This is a genomic window from Nocardiopsis halophila DSM 44494, from assembly GCF_000341245.1.
GTDB lineage: Bacteria > Actinomycetota > Actinomycetes > Streptosporangiales > Streptosporangiaceae > Nocardiopsis_A > Nocardiopsis_A halophila.
On record NZ_ANAD01000243.1, the window covers coordinates 1 to 17,770 of the forward strand.

The following is a 17,770-nucleotide window of genomic DNA, read 5'->3' on the forward strand; positions in this document are numbered from 1 at the left end:
CGTACCAGGCCCGCGGGGGCCCGGCCGGTGCGGTGGATGTGCTGCCACTCCACGGCCACGATCGCCAGCCAGGCGACCTCGACCGCCACCGCTACGGCGACGGCGACCGGTGTGGGGGTGTCGGTGGCCAGCTTGTCGATCAGGTCGAGGACGCTCCAGGCGGTCCAGACCATCGACAGGGCGGTGAGCAGCCCGGCTACCGCCAGCAGGACCCGGGCCGGGGTGATGCCGCCGGGGGCCTCCACCAGGCGGTTCCCGCCCCCGTCGGCCGGTGGGGCGTCGGGCTCGGGGAGGGGGGCCTCCTCGGCGATCTCCTCGGCCCCGTTCTTCTCGGTCGCGGTGTGGGTGATGAACCTGTCGAATAGCATGATGGGGCTCCTGATTTCTTTAAGCGGTCTTCCGGAGCACGAGGCCCCGACCCGTCATCGGTCGGGGCCTCAGGCCGCTTCCTCTTCCTTGATGGCGCGGTCGATCTCGGCCACGGCCTTCCTGGCCTCCTCGCGGGTCAGGCCGTAGCGGTCCTGCAGGTGCTCAACCGGGTCTTGCACCTCGGGGCCGTTTCCGAACCGGTAGCCGGGCCCTCGGCCCGGGTACGCCCCCCATCGGGTGATCTCGGGGACGGTGAAGGCCGCCAGGGGCATGGCCGCCAGCGCGGCGGCCCGCTGGGCCTGGTCGGCCTGGTCAGTGGTCAGGGCCCGGTCTATGAGCCGACCGGCGGCGCGGGCCCGCCGCTGGCCCAGGACCGCGTTCTGGGCCCGCTCCTGGGCCAGTTCCTCCTCCAGGGCGGCCACCGCGCTCTCCAGCCGCGCCTGCTCCTGCTGGGAGGCCTTGAGCCGCTCCTCGGCCTCTTCGGCCCGGCGCCGGTTGTGTTCGGCCAGGATCAGCGTGCCGTTGTAGGCGCTGGCGGCGCTGTTCTTGGCCTGTTCGGCCTCTTCGAGCGCCCAGGTGGTGCGCATCAGCTGCTGGCTGAGCTCGGTGGACCTGCGCGTCTCGGTGAGGAGCTGGTCCCACCTGGTGGCGAGGCGCCCTTCGGCCTCCTTCAGCTGTGCGTTCAGGCGCGCGTTGCGGCCCCTCATGCGGCCACCGCCTGCACCTCGGTGCGGCCGGGCCGCCGGGCGGCCAGCTCGGCCACCGTTGCCAGGAGCACCGGCGGGCCCTGGTGGCGGGCCGCGGCCAGCTCCTCGTTGCCGTCGCAGGTGTAGGGGGCCATCGGGCGGCCGGTGGCGGCGTACAGCTCCTCCACGAGCGCCTGGTGGGCGCTCTCGCGGTCGCGGGCCGGGTCGGCCGCGCCGAGCACCGGCAGGTCGAGTTCGTCTTCGAGCCGCCAGGCGATGAGTTCGGGGGCGGTGTGGTCCATGCGGGTCTCCTCGGCGTCGGTCTGCTGGTCGGTGGGGCCGTGCGGCCCCGGCCGCTCCCACTGCGGTAGGGGCGACCGCCGTCGCACGGACGGGAGTGCGCGGCCATTCCGTCCCGCCCCGGCGTGTCGGGGCGGGGGCGCCGGCGGGGCGCCCGTGGTCCGCGTCTTCCCTGCTCGGCCGTCCCGTGGTTGCGGGATAGGGGCAGGGCTCACGCTCTGTTGAGTTCTCAAACACCGGGTGCACCGGGGCTTCCACGCGCTTCCGCAGGTCAGCGGGAGCGGAGTCCGCATCCGAGCACAACACCAAACCACCTAGGTACCTAGGTTGTTAGGTACTTCGGTTGGCGACGGGAATCATGAGACCACACCCCGGCAACCAACGTCAACACCTAGGTACCTAGGTGGTATCGTGTTCCTCATGGCTTTGGATCCACACGACCCTCGCGGTGCTCGTGAGCAGCTCATGAGCCTGCTCAGGGACAAAATCGAGTCCGAAGAGATCCCTCCGGGCTCCAAGCTGCCCTCGGCGCGCGAGCTCGCCAAGATCTACGAAGTCGGGCCGGAGACCGCCCGCTGGGTGATGACTCAGCTCAAGATGCTGGGGCTGGTCACCACGCGGAAGGGGGCCGGGGTCTATGCCCGCCAGCGTCCGAGCGTGCGCAGGCACGGCATGGAGCGCTACGCGCGCTCGACATGGTCAGGGCCTGAGGGGAGGCCGATCCTTTCGGCTGAGGCTGAGCGCCAGGGCAAGCAGGCCCGCCAGGCGATGCGCGCGCTGGAGGAGACGCCGGCCCCGCCCCAGGTCGCCGATCGCCTGGAGGTTCCAGAGGGGCAGGTGGTCTGGGTTCGCCGACGGACGACCTACATCGACGAGGTTCCCAACCAGGTCGCCGACTCCTACTTCCGCTTGGAAGACATCGAGGGAACCCCGCTGAAGCAGGTGGAGACTGGTCCGGGCGGGTCGTTCGCCCGTTTGGAGGACCAGGGTTTCCGCCTGGCCGAGGTGCGCGAGGAGTTCACCGCGCGCACCCCAACGACCTGGGAGAGCGTCGAGCTGCAGATCTCCCAGGGCGTGCCCGTGATCGAGCTGTACCGGACGCTGTACGCCACGGACGAGCGCCCGGTGGAGGTGATGCACGCGGTCATGTCCTCGGCGCTGACCGCCTTCGACTACCGGTTCACCATCCCTGATTGAAGGAGGCACAGATGAGCATGACGCTGCTGAATGTCGCGGGGGCGGCAGGCGGGCCAGGAGACGATTTCGCCGCGGCCGGCGAAGGGTCGTGGGCGGTAGCGATCGACGGGGCCACCGCCCGCCCGGGGGTCGAGACAGGATGCATCCACGACCCGGCATGGTATGCCCGAACCCTGGGCGCCCACCTGGGGTTTTTGCTGACCCTCGATGAAGAGGCGCCCCTGGCCGACCTCCTGGAAGAGGCGATCGCACGGACCTGTCGAGAGCACGGTCACACCTGCGACCTGACGAATCCCGACAGCCCGTCGGCTGCGGTGGCCATCGCCCGGAGGTCGGGCGGGCGGCTCGACGCCTTGGCGCTGGCCGACTCCCCGGTGGTGGTCCAGACCCGTGATGAGCTTCGGGTGGTCAAGGACGACCGCAACGACTTCCTGGGCGACTACTCCAACGAGGGAGTGGCCCGGGCGCGCAACGTTCCAGGGGGGTTCTGGGTGGCCAGCACTGCCCCCCAGGCAGCCCATGAGGCACTCACGGCCTCGACAGTCTGGGCTGACGTCGAGCGGGTTGCGGTGCTCACCGACGGTGCGGCGCGGCTCGTCGAGCGCTTCGGCATCTGGGAGTGGGGCGAGCTTGTGCAGCGCCTGGCCGACGAGGGGCCTGCAGCGGTCATCGCGCGTACCCGCCGGGCCGAAGAGGCCGAGACCGATGAGGACCGGGCGCGTTTCAAGAGGCGTGGAAAGCAGCACGACGATGCGACCGCGATCCTCTGGGCGCCCGGCGCCCAGCCCTAGGAAAAGCAAAAGGCCCGGTTGCCGCCGGGCCCTTCACCGAACCGATGAGCTGGCCGACCGACCAGACTCACCCGCCCATTCACATATGACGCCATACTACCCGACCGGGGAAGCGGCGTTGCGGGAAGTCGGGTCTTCGTGTCGGCCTAGGAAGCGACACACGTGCCATACCGCCTGCAAACCCCCGTGGGGCCCGACGGCGAGGTCATCGTCGGCCCCGACGGGCGCCCGCTCTACTACCCCCACTTCCAGGTGCCCGGATTCGTGATGTTCGGCCCGGCCGACGCGCGGGCCCTGGGCGCCTACGCCTTCCTGCGCGCCTTCGTGAACGAGACCGAGGGCGAGCTGGTCTCCAACGTCACCACCGCCGACATCGCCGACCGGTTCGGCGTCACCGCCCAGGTGGTCAGCCGCAAGGGGGGCCGCCGGGGCAATCCGCCCGGCCTGGTGCAGCGCCTCGAAGCCGCCGGCGCGCTCCACGTGCACCGGCGCTGGAGGAAGACCCGCCCGTGCGCCTCGTGCGGGGCGCCCGTGAACTTGGAGTGCCCCTCCTCGTGCACCGAGACCAAGGGGCGGGTGCGGGCCGCGCCGCGCTACGAGCTCGCCGCGGCGCCCGCGGACGGCTTCCTGCACCAGGGGCCGCTGGACCGGTGGGAGTACCACAACCCCGCAAAGATCACTAAGCGGCTCCGGCAGGAGGGGCCCGACAGCAAGGTCCCCGCCGAGGAGCGCCGACAGGTCCTTCCCTTCAACCAGGCGATGTCCTGGATGGCCTTCTACCCTGAGGTCGGGCTTGAGCACCTGGGCGTCTACGTCTTCATCGCCGCCCACACCAGCCTGGCCGAGGGCCGGATGAACACGGGGGACCGCCTGTTCCGGGAGGTCATCGCCCGGCGGTTCGACATGTCGGTGAGCACCGTCAGCGAGATCACCCGCCACCTGGAGCACGTGGGGGCCATCAGCAAGACCGGGCTGCACCGCGACCACCGGGGGCGGCGGTTCGGAGGGGCGGGCGAGCCGACCGGCTACGTGGTGCGCGTCAGCCCGCCGGCCGGGATGGCCTACCCCTTCCCGTTGCACGTGGGGGAGTGGCGCGACCCCGATCGCCTCAGCCGACGGCAGGAGCTGGCGCTGTCCGACCGGACCCTCCAGTTTGCACACCTACCCCCTGACCTGCGAAATGTGGATAACTTCAGGAGTGGGGAGTTTTCCACAGGGGGTTGGTGTGCAACACGGAGGGAGTGGATGTGCAGCACGGAGGCTGTTGATGTGCAGCACGGAGACCTAGATACAGACCCTGCTCTACAGACCGGGGATACAGACCCTCCGTCCGTGGTCGGTCAGGTACAGGACGCGCGCGGGGCGGCCCCGGTCGCGGACGGATCACGAGACACCACCCGACAGCAGCAGGAGGGGGGCGGCGCTTCGCGCGCCCCGCAGGAATCGTCGGTGGCCGAGCGGATCGTGGACCAGCTGCTGGAGGGCACCGCGCACGCCGAGCCGCTGGGCGATCCGGTGCGGGACCGGGACCACCTGGTGGGCCTGGCCGAGCAGCACCTGGCGTCCGGCTGGAGCCCGGCCCGGCTGTGGGAGGCCGTCTGCCCGCGCCTGTACGAGGTGCGGCGCCAGTGGGCCCTGGCCACCCGCCTGGGCGACCCGCAGGGTTTCGCCGCACAGGCGCCCGGCGAGTTCGGCGGCCAGCGCCTGCCCGCCCCGCCGCCGGGGCCGCGCTGCGCCGCCCACCCCTGGTGCCAGCAGGCCGACGCACAGGGGCGGTGCGCCGAGTGCGCCGCCGCCGACCAGGGCCAGGACGCGTGGGTTTTCGACGCCGTCTCGGGCACCTGGCGCGACGGGAACGGGGTGCCGATGGAGGCGCCCGAAGCCGAGGTTCCCGCCGACGCCGTCCCGCCCCAGGCGGCGGGGGGCGAGGAGAACCGGGTGAGCGAGGAGGCGGCGCGGCTGCTGGAGCACCTGCTCGGCGGCGCCGATGACATCGACTCGGAGTTCGCCGCTCCTAAGTGCGATGACCAGCACTGCAACGCTGACAAACTCTCGCCGCGCTACCGTCACGTCGTGCGTACGGTCGGGTCCCAGCTTGTGGCGGTGCCCTGCCCTCGGTGTGGAGACAGAAGATAACCCCTGTCTTTACACTGTAAAGGTGGGGGTCTGTCGGGTGCGCGGGCACAACGTTGACGGAGCCGCCCCGGTCTCCTCGCCCCGGGGCGGTTCACACCGGCGCCGGCTCGACCGGTCGGCGCGCGGTCTGTCGGGGCACGGCGGCCGCGGCGCGGCGGTGCTCGGCGACCCGGGCCGCCAGGGCGGCCTCCCGCTCGCGGCGGCGGCGCTGCTCGGCTTCAGCCTCGGCCCGGGCGACCTCGGCTGCGAAGGCGGGGCCGGACTCGACCATCCGGGGCGCCGCAGGGGCTGCGGCCATCTGGCGGGCGCGCTCGGCCTTCTCGCGGCGGTGACGCTCCTGGCGGGCGCGCTCGGCGGCGATGGCCGCCGCCCGCCCCGGCGACTCCTGCTGGCGGGCGGCCTCCTCGGCCCGCTCGGCCAGCAGCTCGGCATAGCGCCGCCCCTGCTCGTCGGCGGGCGCGGCCCGGGCGCGCCGCCCAGCGGCGATGACCCTGCGCAGCCGCACCACCAGCACTGATGCCAGGTCCCGGGCCGAGGCCACCCGGTCTGACAGCGCCTCGACCACATCCGGGGTGGGCAGGTAGCGCAGCGCCCCGGCCACCAGCGGCACCACCCCGGCCAGCTCCGGCGGCCCCGGCGTCGAAGACGCTGGCCGCTGGGCCAGCCACCGGCTCCGGCACCGCTCCAGCACCTGGCCAGCCAGTTGGGAAAGATCCTCCCCCACCGAAGCATGGACCGCCGCTGAGCTGGAACCAGAGCGCCCGCGGCGGGGATGGGGGTTGTCCCTCGCGTATAGGGGACACGTGTGAACCCACGCCGGCCAGCCGCCCGTCTCCCGCTTCCCTGCGGCCGGGCCGTAGGAGTACATCGCCGCCCCGGACAGCGCCCGGTGGTGCTCGGCGGTGCCCGACCCGAGGCGCACCCGCCCCGGGCGCGCCGCACCCCCCGAAGACGAGGACGGACCCTCGCGGGAGGGGCGTGCCCAGGCCCGGCGCACCGCCCGCGCCAGCGACGCCGGTAGATCGCCCGGCAGGTCGCGGGGCACGCACAGCTGGTAGCGCGCCGAGCGCCCCGGGGCCGGGGCGCGGGTCTGGCGCACCAGCCCCGCCCCGCCGCCCGTGCCCAGGGCGGCCAGGTCCTTGTAGGCGGTGCGCCGCGACACACCGTGCCGCACCCGGTAGGCGCCGATCATGCGCTCGACCTCGCGCACATACCCCTGCTCGTCGGCATGGTGGGTCAGATGCCTGGCCATGCGCGCCGCGGCCGCGCCCAGCAGGCCGCGCTCGCCCAGCAGAGCGGCGATGCGGAACCAGACCGGGCGCGCAAGGCGCGGCCACGCCACCTCGTCCCCCAGCGCCGGCGTGCGCGCTCTGGGGGACGAGGTGGCCTGCGCCTTCTTCGGTTGTTCAGGGGGGCGGGCCGGTCTGCGGCCGTGCCCGGCGGAGCCGATCGGTCGGCCGGAATGAGGGCATGGAAGACCCGGCCCGGGGGTATCGGGTACGATGACCACGACCTCCGGGTCAGCAGACAGTACTCAGGGGCGCGGCGCCCGCCAGGCGCAACGCGAATGAGCTGCGGATTTGGGGTTGTCGGCGCCCCGCGGTGAGCGGGACCGCCTCTCAAAAGTCCAGATCGACCTCCTTTTTTCGTCTTCGTCCGTTCGACCCACTTACTTCTCAACTTTTTCGAGGTCAGAACAGCTGGCACTGTTTCTGGCCCCCGGGGATCCACCGGCTGGCACCGGAAGACGATCCCCCGATCACGTGACGCGGCCCGGTTGGCAGCCGGGCCTCACGTGTGTCTGGGCCCCTTCGGCGGGGCGGCTCGCCCCCGCGTGGCAGACGGGCGCAAGTCGTAGGCCATTGTGTCGCAAAACCTCAACTTCGTGGGCCCGCAGTGCCGCATCGTGTGCATTCCGCGATACCGGTCCGCCCATATCCACAGCACTGCGCACAGCCCGCACCACATCGGGGCGCAACGGGATGACCAGGGCCGGCCGCCCGCGTGCGAGCACCACGCCGGGCACGCGCACCGAGACGCGGGGAAGCCGCAGCCCGGGGGACATCCGGCGGGCCAGGAGCGGCCAGCAGGCCCGCACCGCCCACCGCGGGGCCCGGCCCAGGCGGGAGCGCGCCGCGCGGACACCGCGCAGGACCTCGTCGTCGAGCACCACGTGCCTCCCAAGGGGGGTCTGCCGCCGGTCCCCGTCCTGGACCGGCGGCATGCGGGTGAGTCTTCCAGCACGGAAGGCGATGATCAAGGCGGCTGAGGCGAAACCTTAAGCAACTTAGGGTTATCCGGGTTCGGGTTAGGAGAGTGTCGAAGTGCGGTAGATGCGGGCTACCCTCCTCTTATGCGCACATCCGATGCCGGGGCCCACCACGACAACTCGACCGGCAGCAACCGCAGGCAGGCGGCCCTGGCGAAGGTCATGTCGGCCGCCTCGGACCTGCTCCGCGAGAACCACTCGATCTGGGATGTCACCCTCACCGACATCGCCAAGCGCGCGGGCATGAGCCTGCCCACCCTCACGCAGAGCTACTTCCCCACGCGGGAGGCGGTCGTGCAGGCCGTGACCGCCAGCGCTCTGGACCAGTACACCGGCTCCATGGACCTGCGCCTGCGCAAGAGCGACACCTTCGCGACCTTCGTCGCGCGCCTGGTCGGCATGACCCCGCAGGGAGAGACCGCCTCGCCCCCCGGAGTGCTCGACATGTGGATCGCCAGCGGCCACGTCCTTCGCGCGGCCATGGCCGTGGGCGCCTCCGGGCGCCCCGAGGACGCCCAGTGGTGGGAGGAGACCCTCTACTTCTGGGTCGACGCCCTGGGGCGGGCCGCCCAAGAGGAGGGCGAGGTCGGCGCGATCCCCCAGAAGGCGCCGGCCGAGGCGATGGCGGTGGCCGCGGGACAGATCCGGCTCGTCTTCGCCGAATGCAACGCCCACCTCTTCGGTGACCACCAGCAGCGCCAGCAGAACGCCCACGCCCTCCGGGGCAGGCTCATCGCCACCGTCCGCGCCGTCTACGGCGACCTTGATGCCCCCCGGTGAGCCGGGACGCGCAGGGCCCGCCGCGGCGTTCGCCGACGGCCTATCCTGGAGCCCACGCCCCGCAGAGGAGGTCGCGATGCCCGCGCCCCAGCACCACCCGGAGCTGACCGAGGAGGACCGCGCCCACATCCGGCGCCACGCGAAGATGCGCGAGCGCGGCGAAGAGGTCCCGGGCTACACCATCCCCGCCGGCTCCTTCGCCACCTTCGAGGAGTACATGGACCAGGTGGAGCGCATCCTGGCCCAGTACCGCGCCGACCGCGCCGCCGGGCGGGTGGAGTGAGCCTTCGCGAGACCGTCTTCACCCCGCACTTCCTGGCCCAGGCCGAAGCGCTTCCCGAGCGCAGCCGGGTCCGCGCCTTTGCCTACGTCCTGGAGCTGGCCGACGAGCCCGACCCCTCCCGCATCGCCCAGGCCGACCCCGAGATCCCGCACGTGTGGATCATGTACCGCTTCGACGTCACCATCTCCGCGGCCGTCTACGAGGCGGTCCTGCGGGTCGATGCGCTGACCGTTCGCGCCAACGGCTGACACGGCCCGCCCGTCCGGCCGGTCCCGGCCGCCCTCCGGGCGGTCCCGCGCCAACGGGGGGTCGGTAGCGTCAGGGGACATGCCCCCCGAAACCACCGCATCGCCGACAGTGTCGGGCCAGGTCGAGCTCGCGGGCCGCACCGTGCCCCTCCGATCGGTGCGCTCTTCCCCCGAGCGGTACTCGGCGCTGTTCCGCCAAGCCCGCGCCGAGGAGGGGCACGCGCTGTGCCTGTGCCGCTCGCCGGGGCTGCGCCTGGTGGTGCGGGTGCGCTCGGGCCGCTACCACCTGGCGGTCTGGCCGGGCGAGGGCCACCGCCACTTCGTGACCTGCCCCTTCTTCCGCTCCGGCACCGCCTCGGGGCGCAGCGAATACGCTTCAGGGGCCATCACCGAGCGCCCCGAAGGCGTGAGCATCCGGCTGAGCACCCCACTGGAGGAGCACACCTCGACCAAGGCCGCGGGCGGTGCGCACCCGGGGGCGGCCGGTCGCAGCCGCTCGCGGCTGGGCCTTTTGGGGATGGCCCACTACCTGTGGGAGGCCGGCGGCCTGGCGGCCTGGGGGCCGGAGGTAGGGCGGCGCACCTGGACGCGCTGCCACGAACAGCTGCAGCAGGCGGCCGACCAGGTGCGGGTCAACGGCAAGGACCTCGGCGCCACCCTGTACGTGGTCCCGCCCTTCACCCCGCAGCGGGCCGAGCACAACGCCGAGGGGCTGCAGGCCTTCCTGCGCAGGCTGCGGCCTTCGGGCAAGGGCAGGCGCCGGGCCACCGGGCTGGTGGTGGGCGAGGTCAAGACGACCTGGCCCACCGCCCACGGACACGGGGTGCGCCTGGCCCACCTGCGCCAGCCCCTCTACGCCCGGAGCGCTCTGATGGAGCGGGCCCGGCGCTCCTACCCCTCAGCCCTGTCCCAGGCCGGATCGGCCGGGCGCACCGTGGGGCTGTTCGCCGTCCAGGTCAGCGCCAAGGGCTACCTGGTCGCGGTGGACATGGCCCTGATGCTGGCCACGGCCGGCTACATCCCGGTGGACTCGGCCTATGAGCTGCGCATGGCCGACCACCTGGTGCGGGCCGGGCGCTCGTTCGTCAAGCCGCTGCGCTACGACGGCCAGGCGGCGGTCCTGCCCGACTTCACGCTGGTCGACACCTGGCCCCACACCTGCGTGGAGGTGTACGGCATCCAGGGCAACCAGGCCTACGACAAGCGCAAACAGGACAAGCGCGACTACTATCGGCGCCGGCAGGTCCCGCTCATCGAGTGGGAGGTCTCCGAACCGCTACCGAGAGTGGAGCCCTTGGGCCCGTCTGCGGCGCGCAGGGCACGGGCCGCGGAGCCCGGCCGGTGACCAGGCGGTCGGGCACCGCGGCCCCGACGGCCGAGAGAGGGAGGGCTGGGGATGGGTGCCTGGAAGCACCAGCCGGACCACTGGCCGGCGTTCGTGGGCCCTCCCGGCGACGAGTGCTTCGCCGGGTCGGCCGGCCACTACCTGGCAGGCCGCGGCCTGCCGACCTACCTGGCGGCCACCGAGATCCTGCAGGCGCCGCGCGCGGCCGCGCGCCAGGCCTGGCGGGTCCGCGCCGCCGAGGCCCGGGCCTTCGAGCGCGGCATCGCCCGCCTGCGCCTGGAGCTGGGCGAGGCGGGCCTGGCCCCGCAGGTGGTGGAGGAGGCCGTCCAGATCGCCCTGGACGATGTCCGGGAACGGCGGCGCACGGGCGCCGAGATCGCCGCCATCGGCCCGCACCTGCCCCAGCGGCGCGGCGGCCCGTGAACCCCCGCGCCGCACGGGCGGGCGAGGGCCCGCAGGGGCGAGGGCCCAGGCGCGGATACGGCTGCAGGGCGGGCGGGGCGGTGAGTAGACTCCCCGGACCACCGGCGCGGACAGAAGCTTCGAGGAGGCGGCCATCGAGCACCAGGACCCCACCAAGCCGAACGAGGACGACGAGGACGAGGCCTTCTTCACCGAGCTGGTGATCGGCCAGGTCGCAGAGATGCAGCAGCTGGACAGGGGCCGCGCCCGGCGGATGGCGCTGGAGTTCTACGCGGACCCCGCGGCCTCGCCGCACGCGGAGGAAGTGAGCGAGGCGGTGCAGTCGGCCCTCGCCTTGCTGATGTCCCCCCGTCCGCAGATGATGAACGACGAGGAGGCCGAGAAGCGCCAGCGGGCGCTGGAGGAGGCCCAGGCCGCCGTCCAGGCCAAGGCCGCCGGAGGCCCGGCCGACGACTGAGACCGGCCGCGGTCCTCTCCCCTCCTCCCGGGGTGCCCGCACCTGGGCGGAGGGCTCCCTCGCCCCGTCGGCGCCGCCCCCTGCGGGCGCGATGCCCCGGTCGGTCAGGCCGGTTCCCAGGGGCGCAGGGCCCCGCGGTAGCGGACGTCGTAGTAGCCGTCGAACAGTTCGATGATCTCGACGTCCTTGCCGGTGCGGGGGGCGTGCAGCATCCGCGTGCCGCCCAGGTAGATGCCCATGTGCGAGGGGTCGCCGCCCGCGCCGCCGGTGTCGAAGTAGAGCAGGTCGCCGGGCATCAGCCGGGCCAGCTGGCCGTTGGTCAGCGGCTTGGTGCCGGGGAAGGTCCTGAACTGGTCGGCCTGGCCGAAGTACTGGGCCGTGGTGGTGCGGTTCAGCGAGATGCCGGCCTGCTGGTAGGCGATCTGGGCCAGCGAGGAGCAGTCGCAGTTGCCCTGGGTGGGGGTCATCTGCGCGTCGGTGCAGGTGCCGCCGTAGACGTAGGGGGTGCCCAGCTGCTGCTTGGCCCAGGAGATGGCCGTTGCGGCGCTGGGGTGGGTGTCGCCGTCGAAGTCGGCGGGCACCTGATGCAGGGCGTCGTAGCGGTCGAGGGCCTCCATCACGTCGGCGACGTACTGGTTGTCGTCGGGCGAGGAGCCGCCGCCGGGGTTGTAGGCGTGCACGGCGGCCTTGACCTGCTCGCGGTCGGAGAAGTCGCGCTTGGCGCTCCCGCACAGGTGGGCGGCGGTGGCCAGGGTGGCGTCGAAGACGTTCTGCGGGTCCTTCTTGCCGTCGCCGTTGCCGTCCTGGCCGAATCTGGCCCATGAGTCGGGAATGAACTGCATGGGTCCCACCGCGCGGTCCCATTCGGTGTCGTTGTCCAGCTCGCCGTTGTCGGTGTCGGGGATGGCGGCGAACTCCTCGCCGTTGAGCTGGGGCCCGTACAACGGCGGGTCGATGTCGCCGTCGGGTTTGATGTCCGAGCCCAGGTCCTGCAAGTGGTTGGACTCGACTTTGCCGATTCCGGCCAGAATGCTCCAGCGCATGTTCGCGCAGCCGGGCCGCACGCGCTCGGTGTTGGCCGCGGCCTGGGCGTAGGCGTCCAGAAGGACCGGAGGGATGCCCTCGACCTCCTGGGGCACACCGGCTGCGGCGTTGCCGTCCATGAGCAGCACAATCACCAGGACTATGCCCATGACCAGGGCGACAATGGCGCCGAAAAGGTACTTGATCAGCTTGAGCACGGGGTCACCGGGAGAACTTGGCGGGGGTCGGTCCGGGGCGGTGGCGGGGCGTGTGTGCCGGGGGAGGTGCAGCGATACGACGTTGGCACATGGGACGTATGATGCAACAATCGTAAAGGAGTTCCGAATTGCAGGTCATGATCTGTCTGCAATGCGTGTGCGGGGGGAGCATCAATGGCTCTGGCGTTCCGCCAGGTCGAGGCCGGGCCTGCGCAGGAAGGTGAACCGCGGCAGGACGAGGCCGCCACCGGCCACCAGGGCGCCGCCCGGCCCGAGGACGCGTTTCGGCCCCCCGGGGCCGGGCCGGCGGTGGCGCTGCTGGCGCCGCACCGCTCGTGCGCGCACACCGCGCACGTGGTGGCGCGCCTGCTGGACGGCCCCGAGCTTGGCGCCCACGTGCTGGAGGCGGGACAGGCCCTGCCCCGGGGCGAGCGCCCGGTGATCGTGGCGCCCTCCACCGCCCACGACATCGGCGCCGCGGCGCGGATGCTGGGCTCCTGGCAGCTTCACCTGCCGCTGCCGGTTCTGCTGGTGGCGGCTGATGCCCCCGTGCCGATGCCGCGCATCGCCGCCCACCGCATCCGCACCCTGGAGAAGCGGGTGCGGGCCGTGGTGCACCTGCCCTACCTGCCCCGCCTGCGCGAGGTCGACGACCCGCTGGAGTGCCTGACCCCCGCCCGCGGCACCCGAGCCCCCCGGGCTGCCCGCCGCGTGGCGCGGCTGCGCGCCGACCTGCTGCGAATCCTCACCGAGACCACCGAGGCGACCCGTTGAGCACCATTCCCCTGCTTGTCACCGAGGCGCTGCTGCGCGCCATCACCCTGGCCGACGGCTACCCCGACTGGGACACCGGCCCCGAGGCGCCGCCCGGCATGGACGGCCTGGCCAGCGACTGGATCGCCTGGGCCTACTGGGTCGGGGGCCTGGGCGGCTTTTTCGGCATCGTGGTGTGCGCGGGCATGATGATGATGGGGCACCGCAACCGGCACAACCTGAGCGTGGAGGGCGCCACGGGCATGCTGTGGGTGATCGCCGGGCTGTGCACGCTGGTGATGGCCGGGTCGATCGTCACGGGCGTGCTGGCCACGCCGGCCGAATAAGGGGCGGCCCGGTGAGCACCCCCAGCGAGATCGCCGCCTCGGCCCGCCGCACCCGCATCCTCATCACCGTCCTGGTCGCCCTGGTGGTGGTGTTGGCCGTCGTGGCCGCGGTCGCGATCACCACCGTTCTGCGCTCTTCGGGGCAAGGCGGCGGTCAGGCCGCCGAGTCCCCCTCGCCCTCCGCGACCCCGACGCGCGGCCCGGGCGACCCGCTGCGTCTGCCCCAGGGCCAGGACCAGGTCGAAGGGCTGCCGGTGGGCTTCGAGCGCACCCCCGAAGGGGCGGTGGCCATGGTCGCCGCCTACGCCTCCCACGACGTGACTCTGGACCCTGAGGCCAAGGCCCAGGTCCGCTCGGTCTATGCCGCCGAGCTGCAGGATCTCGGGCAGCAGGAGATGGAGCAGCTGGCCGAGGACTCGGAGTTCGGTATCGAGAACGAGCTGGACTACTACGGCTTCGATGTGGACCTGGAGGACCTGCCTCAGCAGGCCACCTACTCGGCGCTGCCGGTGGGGGCGGTCTATGAGGAGATCGATTCGGCCACCACCGAGGTCGCTCTCCTCCTCCAGGTGACGGTCTCCGACGGCGTCGAGGCCCAGTCCACCTTCCTAGAGACCCTGGAGGTGCGGTGCCTATGGGGCGAGGACGTGCGCGGTGGTGACTGGGTCATCTCCGATGAGTTCCCCGAGATCGAGGTGCCGGAGAAGGCCGAGCCCGGCACCGGGGAGTTCCGGAGCTCGGAGTGGATTCCGCTCCAAGGGGGGACGTCCTGGTGATGCGCCGCCTGGCTGCGCTGCTGGGGCTGACCGCGCTGCTGCTGCTTCCCGCCGGGGCGGCCCATGCAGACTTCGACCCCTGGTCCATGAGCGGGGAGGAGATGCAGGAGGCCGGGTTCGGCAAGGTCGCCGACGGCCGCTACTGCAAGGACCTCAACGAGGTCTCCGAGGAGGAGTTCCAGACCTTCCTGGACACGGTCGAAAAGAGCGACGAAGAGGCGGCCGAGAGGTACGAGTCGACCCTGTCCCCCGAGGGGAACATGACGGGGGAGAACCTGTGCTTTGAGATCAACTCGGGGGAAGAGGCGGTCTGCGTCGCCACGGTCTTCGACGCGACCTCGACCTGCTTCGACCGGGAGACCGGGGAGCGGGACCGCACCACCGCCCTGGAGACCAGGGACCCGATCGAGAGCATCGGGTCCAGCGCCGCCGACACCCTGGCCGAGTCGATCAACTCCGGCCTGATCTACGCGATGTACTGGCTGCTCACCCGCTGGCTGGTCAGCGAGGCCTTCCACGTCGACCTGGCCACCAACGGTGCGCAGATGTTCTACCCGCACATGCTCTGGATCGGCGGCGTCATCGCGTTCTCGCTGCTCGTCTGGCAGGCGCTGAAGATGATGTGGTCGCGCAAGCCCGAGGTGCTCATGACCACCGTCAAGGGCGTGATGTGGTTCGCGGTGTGGACCGTCTGCGGTGTGATGCTGCTGGGGTTCGCTATCAAGGCGGCCGACACCCTCACCGAGGGCTTCATCACCTACGGCTTCGATTCGGCCTACGGCCAGTCCTGGAAACAGGACCAAGAGCAGTGCCAGGCGCCCGAGGACGTGGCCGACGACGTGGACGAGGCCGTCTCGCCTGAGGACAGCGAGGCTCAGAACCAGCTGCTCAAATGCGCCACGCAGTCGGTGGACTTCGGCGACTACAACAACGCCTCCGGCACCATCGTCTTCGGGATCATCGGGCTGATCATGATGCTGATCCAGATGGCGCTGCTGTTCGTGCGCGAGGCCGCCATCCCCCTGATCGCGCTGATCATCCCCATCGCCGCCTCCGGGCAGATCGGCGGGGCCGCCACCCGCAAGTGGCTGCCCGGGCTGATCTCCCTGGCGCTGACCATCGTGCTCTACAAGCCCATGGTGGCCCTGGTCATGGGGGTCGGCCTCACCGAGGCGGTGCTGCCCGGCAGCGAGCTGGACTTCATGCGCGGCCTGCTCACCATGTGCCTGGGGGTGATCGCCCCGGGGATGATGCTCAAGGCCTTCGGGCCGCTGGTGAACAACATGGTCGAGCAGGGGGCCTCGCTCGGGTCGGCGATGAACAACGTCATGATGGTCCAGCAGATCACCAGCCACTACTCCCAACGTGCTGAGCAGCGCGCCCAGCAGCGCGCGGCCGAGCAGGCCCGCCGCACGGCCGAGCGCCAGGCCATCGGCAAGACGGCCGAGGCCGCCGCCGGGGTGGGAACGGGCGGGGTCGGCCTGCTGCTGAGCAAGAGCGGGGACGCGGCCGAGAAGGCCGCGAAGGTCGCCACATCGGACGGGACCCGCGCCACGACAGCCGCCCCCGCGGGCGAAGCCGGCGGCAAAGGCGAGGCCGAAGCCAAGGCCAAGGGCCCGGAGACAGGGCCGGGGCCGGGCGGTTCCGGCACGGAGCCCGCCGGCGGCCACCCCCACCCGGGGGCCCCGGGCGCCACCGAGCCCAACGCGGGCCCGAGCGGCGGGGTGAGCTTCCGCGAGTTCCCCACCCCACCGCAGCCGCCCCCCGCCCCGCCCGAGCCCGCCGAGCCGCCGGGCCCGGCCGCACCCGCGGACCGGCCCGCCCCGCCGCCCGGCCCCGAGCACTACAAGCCGATCCCGCCCACCCCGCACGCGCGCCGCCCCGGCGCCGACCCCGACGAGGCCCGCTTCGGTGAGACCGATGAGGGAGGCCACCGATGAGCAGGAGATACGGCGGGTGGCGCCGCGCCCGCTCGGTGGGCATCGGCGCCCTGGACTCGCGCCAGACCGCCCTGCTGGTGGGCAGCCTGGTCGGACCGCTGATGGTGGCCTGGCTGACCACCACCACCGTCCTGTTCGTGCTGGCCCCCCTCGGGCTGGCCGGGGCGGTGGCGGCGATGTGGATGCGCGAGGGGGTGTGGGTGGTCGACCTGGCCCTGGCCCGGGCCCGCTTCGAGGCCTCCCGCATGGCCGGGGAGACCGCCTACCGCGCCCAGGTCTGGGCGCCCTACCCCCGCCGCCTGGACCTGCCCGGCGTGCTGGCGCCCACCCGGCTGATCGAGACCACCGACCCGCGCGGGCCGGTGGGGCTGGTGTGGAACCAGCGCAACGGCCAGCTGACGGCGACCTACCTGCTCTCGCCCGCCGGTGCGCTGCTGGCCGACAGCCAGACCGTGGAGCACCAGGTCGCCTCCTGGGGCAACCTGCTGGGGTCCCTGGCCAATGACGCGATGGCCAAGCACGCCGCGGTCACCATCGAGCTGCAGCCCACCTCCGGCACCGACCTGGCCGACCACGTGGCCGCGCGGCGCGACCCCGGCGCCCCGGAAGGGGTGGCGCGGATCATGGACGAGGTGATCGCGGCCGCCCCGACCGCCTCCACCCGGGTACAGGCCCGCCTGAGCCTGACCACCGACCCCTCCCGCGTGGGGGGCAGGACGCGCCGGCTGCCCGAGGCGATCGCCGAGACCCTGCGCAGCCTGGGCGGGCTGGCGCTGCAGCCGGCCGGGGTCGACGTGCTGCGCCGCGCCTCGGCCAGCGACCTGGCCCACATCGTGCGCGCGGCCTACGACCCCCAGTCCGAGCAGACCTCGGGGTCGGCGGCCTGGCAGAACGTGAGCTGGGGCGAGTCCGGCCCGGTCTCCGCCGAAGAGCACACCGACCACTACGCCCACGAGAACGTGCACTCGATGACCTGGTGCCTGCTGGAGGCCCCCCGCCAGCAGGTGGACCACGGCGTGCTGCTGCACCTGTGCTCGCCGGGCAGCTTCCCCCGCCGCGTGACCCTGCTGTACCGCACCCTGAGCCGCGACGAGGCCGGGGCGGTGCTGGAGCGCGAGGCCAACACCGCCGCGGCCCGCCAGGCCTACCGGCAGCGCACCGGCCGCTCCCCCACCCAGCGGGAGAACGCCGACGCCGAGCGCGCCAACCTGGCCGCCATGGAGGAGGCCCACGGCGCCGGGCTGGTGCAGTTCTCGCTGTTCGTGACCACCACCGTCGCCGATGCCGAGGACCTGCCCGAGGCCCGCCGCGAGATCGAGCAGGCCGCCGGGAACTCCAAGCTCAAGCTGCGGCTGTGCCGCGGCGGGCAGGCCGCGGCCTTTGCGACCGGACTCGGGGTGGGCGGCATCTACCCCGCCGACCTCTAGGA

The 17,770-nt window shown here is 72.5% G+C and carries 19 protein-coding genes; 14 read left to right on the plus strand and 5 right to left on the minus strand.

The window, feature by feature from the left end; all coding sequences use genetic code 11:
• The 3 genes from D450_RS31315 to D450_RS0125860 all read right to left on the minus strand — a co-directional run.
• The coding region (locus D450_RS31315) for a hypothetical protein (protein WP_039820985.1) at nucleotides 1-368 on the minus strand (368 nt) is incomplete at its 3' end.
• A gap of 69 nt (nucleotides 369-437) precedes the next feature.
• Nucleotides 438-1,076 (minus strand): hypothetical protein, encoded by a 639-nt coding sequence (locus D450_RS0125855; RefSeq protein WP_017541528.1) that lies wholly within the window; start codon nucleotides 1,074-1,076, stop codon nucleotides 438-440.
• Nucleotides 1,073-1,444 (minus strand): hypothetical protein, encoded by a 372-nt coding sequence (locus D450_RS0125860; protein WP_026128774.1) that lies wholly within the window; start codon nucleotides 1,442-1,444, stop codon nucleotides 1,073-1,075. Before D450_RS0125860 ends, D450_RS0125855 begins: the two co-directional genes overlap by 4 nt.
• Before the next feature lie 331 nt (nucleotides 1,445-1,775).
• Between D450_RS0125860 and D450_RS0125865 the strand changes: the two genes are divergently transcribed.
• The 3 genes from D450_RS0125865 (at nucleotide 1,776) to D450_RS0125875 (ending at nucleotide 5,479) form a co-directional block, all read left to right on the plus strand.
• Nucleotides 1,776-2,552, plus strand: coding sequence for a GntR family transcriptional regulator (locus D450_RS0125865; RefSeq protein ID WP_026128775.1), 777 nt, complete (start codon nucleotides 1,776-1,778; stop codon nucleotides 2,550-2,552).
• An 11-nt stretch (nucleotides 2,553-2,563) separates the two neighbouring features.
• Entirely contained in the window at nucleotides 2,564-3,343 is a 780-nt protein-coding gene (locus D450_RS0125870; RefSeq protein WP_017541531.1) for a protein phosphatase 2C domain-containing protein, read from the plus strand.
• A 162-nt stretch (nucleotides 3,344-3,505) separates the two neighbouring features.
• Nucleotides 3,506-5,479, plus strand: coding sequence for a hypothetical protein (locus D450_RS0125875; protein WP_152520915.1), 1,974 nt, complete (start codon nucleotides 3,506-3,508; stop codon nucleotides 5,477-5,479).
• 91 nt (nucleotides 5,480-5,570) lie between these two features.
• On the opposite strand, the gene D450_RS0125880 is transcribed toward D450_RS0125875, so the two are convergent.
• Nucleotides 5,571-6,821 carry a hypothetical protein gene (locus D450_RS0125880; protein WP_017541533.1) on the minus strand — a complete coding sequence of 417 codons (1,251 nt, stop codon included), beginning with the start codon at nucleotides 6,819-6,821 and terminating at the stop codon, nucleotides 5,571-5,573.
• 1,011 nt (nucleotides 6,822-7,832) lie between these two features.
• On the opposite strand from D450_RS0125880, the gene D450_RS0125885 reads away from it, so the two are divergent.
• From D450_RS0125885 to D450_RS0125910, 6 genes are all read left to right on the plus strand, one after another.
• Nucleotides 7,833-8,528, plus strand: a complete 696-nt coding sequence (locus tag D450_RS0125885; protein ID WP_017541534.1) for a TetR/AcrR family transcriptional regulator — start codon at nucleotides 7,833-7,835, stop codon at nucleotides 8,526-8,528.
• Between the two features lie 76 nt (nucleotides 8,529-8,604).
• The gene (locus D450_RS0125890; protein WP_017541535.1) at nucleotides 8,605-8,811 is read left to right on the plus strand and encodes a hypothetical protein; all 207 of its coding nucleotides are present in this window, start codon (nucleotides 8,605-8,607) and stop codon (nucleotides 8,809-8,811) included.
• Nucleotides 8,808-9,059, plus strand: a complete 252-nt coding sequence (locus tag D450_RS0125895; RefSeq protein WP_017541536.1) for a hypothetical protein — start codon at nucleotides 8,808-8,810, stop codon at nucleotides 9,057-9,059. The genes D450_RS0125890 and D450_RS0125895 overlap by 4 nt, the downstream gene beginning before the upstream one ends.
• Nucleotides 9,060-9,138: 79 nt before the next feature.
• On the plus strand, nucleotides 9,139-10,404 hold the full coding sequence (locus tag D450_RS31320; protein ID WP_083932798.1) for a DUF1173 family protein: 1,266 nt from the start codon (nucleotides 9,139-9,141) through the stop codon (nucleotides 10,402-10,404).
• Nucleotides 10,405-10,455: 51 nt separating this feature from the next.
• A complete protein-coding gene (locus tag D450_RS0125905) occupies nucleotides 10,456-10,827 on the plus strand; it encodes a hypothetical protein (protein ID WP_017541538.1) in 372 nt (123 codons plus the stop codon).
• A 199-nt stretch (nucleotides 10,828-11,026) separates the two neighbouring features.
• Entirely contained in the window at nucleotides 11,027-11,284 is a 258-nt protein-coding gene (locus D450_RS0125910; protein ID WP_017541539.1) for a hypothetical protein, read from the plus strand.
• Between the two features lie 104 nt (nucleotides 11,285-11,388).
• Here D450_RS0125910 and D450_RS33115 read toward each other — a convergent pair whose 3' ends face one another.
• Complete coding sequence (locus D450_RS33115) at nucleotides 11,389-12,525, minus strand: C40 family peptidase (RefSeq protein WP_051063664.1); 1,137 nt, start codon at nucleotides 12,523-12,525, stop codon at nucleotides 11,389-11,391.
• Nucleotides 12,526-12,699: 174 nt separating this feature from the next.
• Between D450_RS33115 and D450_RS0125920 the strand changes: the two genes are divergently transcribed.
• From D450_RS0125920 to D450_RS31325, 5 genes are read left to right on the plus strand one after another with little or no spacing between them, the layout of a single operon-like run.
• Entirely contained in the window at nucleotides 12,700-13,299 is a 600-nt protein-coding gene (locus D450_RS0125920; protein WP_017541540.1) for a hypothetical protein, read from the plus strand.
• Nucleotides 13,296-13,625, plus strand: a complete 330-nt coding sequence (locus D450_RS0125925; RefSeq protein WP_017541541.1) for a hypothetical protein — start codon at nucleotides 13,296-13,298, stop codon at nucleotides 13,623-13,625. Before D450_RS0125920 ends, D450_RS0125925 begins: the two co-directional genes overlap by 4 nt.
• A gap of 11 nt (nucleotides 13,626-13,636) precedes the next feature.
• Nucleotides 13,637-14,401: a hypothetical protein gene (locus D450_RS0125930; protein WP_017541542.1), complete on the plus strand. Its 765-nt coding sequence runs from the start codon at nucleotides 13,637-13,639 to the stop codon at nucleotides 14,399-14,401.
• Nucleotides 14,401-16,341: a cell envelope integrity protein TolA gene (locus D450_RS0125935; protein ID WP_017541543.1), complete on the plus strand. Its 1,941-nt coding sequence runs from the start codon at nucleotides 14,401-14,403 to the stop codon at nucleotides 16,339-16,341. Before D450_RS0125930 ends, D450_RS0125935 begins: the two co-directional genes overlap by 1 nt.
• The gene (locus D450_RS31325) at nucleotides 16,338-17,768 is read left to right on the plus strand and encodes an SCO6880 family protein (RefSeq protein ID WP_152520916.1); all 1,431 of its coding nucleotides are present in this window, start codon (nucleotides 16,338-16,340) and stop codon (nucleotides 17,766-17,768) included. Before D450_RS0125935 ends, D450_RS31325 begins: the two co-directional genes overlap by 4 nt.
• The last annotated feature ends 2 nt before the right edge of the window (nucleotides 17,769-17,770 follow it).